The sequence below is a fragment of the Bacillus sp. JJ722 genome, from assembly GCF_036963345.1.
In the GTDB taxonomy this organism is placed as follows: Bacteria; Bacillota; Bacilli; order Bacillales; family DSM-1321; genus Bacillus_AD.
In genome coordinates this window covers 1-1,960 of sequence record NZ_JBALMO010000403.1, presented here as the reverse complement: position 1 = coordinate 1,960, position 1,960 = coordinate 1, and the positions used below count along the sequence as shown (strand labels likewise).

The window sequence follows — 1,960 nt, the reverse complement described above, 5'->3', positions numbered from 1 at the left end:
TTCAAATAGTAAGAGAGCAGTTTTTTTAAAACAGTATAGAGAGTTTGTAAGAAGCACAAAAAAATGGGTTAATTCATTTTTGAACGAAGAAAAGAGAGAATATTTTGAGCGATATTACTGATTACATAGATATAGATGAAGCTGTGTTACGTAACCCTGTTGAGCTTCAAAAAGAGCTTGAAGAATATAAAGAAAAGGTTGGGGTTTTTAATAATGTACTTGGTGGAGTTTGTGTAACGAACATGGTTTGTCCAGCTAAAATGGCATGTTTAGGTTGTAGTGCAAAAATTCCACAACCCGAAAAGAAATACGAATTGGAAGAGGTAGTGGAATTGGCAAAAGATATGGAGAAACGGTATGCCGAAATGAACTTAAAAATAGAAGTCAAAAAGGCAAAAGAAATGAGAAAACAAGCCCGTAATGAGCTGAAAGAAATTGAATTGATTGAACAATATAGAAAGGAAGAAAACTATGACCCTAACATTCAATTCAACGAATGAAAAGCCTTGGTTAAAAGAAAATCATCAAAAACGTAGAGAACGGACGATACAAATAGGCAAAAAAACAATTGATCTATTGAGAGAAAAAGATATTTCTGTCACCTTTGCCAATATAGCTCAATGGTCTAAAGAAGTCGATGACGAAGGTAAAGGAATTCATCTAAATACAATACGGACAAACGAACATTTATATGAGTACTACAAACAAAATAGTAAGACTTTTAAACAAAATGAAAATAACAAAAAAGTTAACCCGAAGGGTACTGTAAAAGATATTGATTTTCACAATATTAAACCTAATCGTAACCTTGATAACCTTTATAGGAGGTATATGGAATTTTCAAAGCAAGAACTTGTTCAAAGATTGATCCTAGCGGAACAATATATATCTGAAAATGAAAATAAATGGGTTTCGGCCCATTTCGAATCATTCAAGTAGTATAAAGAGACAGCAATTGCTGTCTCCTCATTCCACAACTTCCTTATAATCGAATAAAATTTATTTATCTTGTCTTATCTACCGAAATCCAATCTTTATAATAGGCGGTATTATTTATGTCTAAATAATAGGTTAAGAACCTTATAAATTCTCGAGTATTCACTTCTTTATATCTATAATTGTCATAGTAGGCTTTTAAAAACTCTTCAGCATTTTTTCTTCCACCATTATCTTGAAATGTCTTAGTTAACATCGATGCTGATTTTCCATATATATATGAACTTTGTGTTTTTAAATCATATTGATCTAAAGGTAAGTTTACGGGTAGTGATAATCCCTCCAGTAATTCCTTACGATAATCATTTAAATGAATTTCTTTCTTTTCGAGTTTTGCATAGAATAGTTCTTGAGCAAAATCAGCTAAACCTTCATCAAGCCATGCATCATTATAAGGGTCATTACTAATTATTCCGTAAAACCATTGATGAGCAATTTCGTGGACAATTATACTTTTTAGAGCATCAGAATTTACTGGGCCACTATTATAGAGAGAATTAGCTGTTACTATTCCTGGGTATTCCATTGCCATTTCATCTATTATTATATCCAATTGTTTATGAGGGTAAGGTCCAATTGTGTCTTGAAAGTATAGAAATGCTTTACTAGCAACCTCGCTGATTTCTTTATGAAATTTCGTTCTTCTATCTAGCCCGAAGACACTTATTGTAGTATCATCAACCTTTTTTTCAATGACATTAGGATTTTTCAATAAAGCTATAAAAAAATCTTTTATGTTCTCTCCATATAAAACACCTTCACCTCTACCTGGAAGTGTTTCATTATCACTTGATGAAATAAGAGTTAAATAACTGGGTAATTTATAATTGATTTTAAAATCGCTATATGAGGTATGATAGGTTTCTCCTTTCTATAATCCAAGAGGTAAATTTTAAAAAGCATTAATAAGGAACTATCTATTGACAAACAAATAATTACAAAATACAATACATACATATGAATG

At 31.0% G+C, this 1,960-nt stretch carries 2 protein-coding genes and 1 pseudogene; 2 read left to right on the top strand and 1 reads right to left on the bottom strand.

The features are described from left to right. Positions 1-113: 113 nt before the first annotated feature. Both V7014_RS26790 and V7014_RS26785 read left to right on the top strand, forming a co-directional pair. Positions 114-500, top strand: a pseudogene (locus V7014_RS26790) (site-specific integrase); the annotation flags it as partial. Beyond that, a complete protein-coding gene (locus V7014_RS26785) occupies positions 445-939 on the top strand; it encodes a hypothetical protein (protein WP_335512112.1) in 495 nt (164 codons plus the stop codon). The pseudogene V7014_RS26790 and the gene V7014_RS26785, both read left to right, overlap by 56 nt. A gap of 64 nt (positions 940-1,003) precedes the next feature. Here V7014_RS26785 and V7014_RS26780 read toward each other — a convergent pair whose 3' ends face one another. Next, the gene (locus tag V7014_RS26780; protein WP_335512109.1) at positions 1,004-1,708 is read right to left on the bottom strand and encodes a M1 family aminopeptidase; all 705 of its coding nucleotides are present in this window, start codon (positions 1,706-1,708) and stop codon (positions 1,004-1,006) included. Positions 1,709-1,960 lie beyond the last annotated feature (252 nt).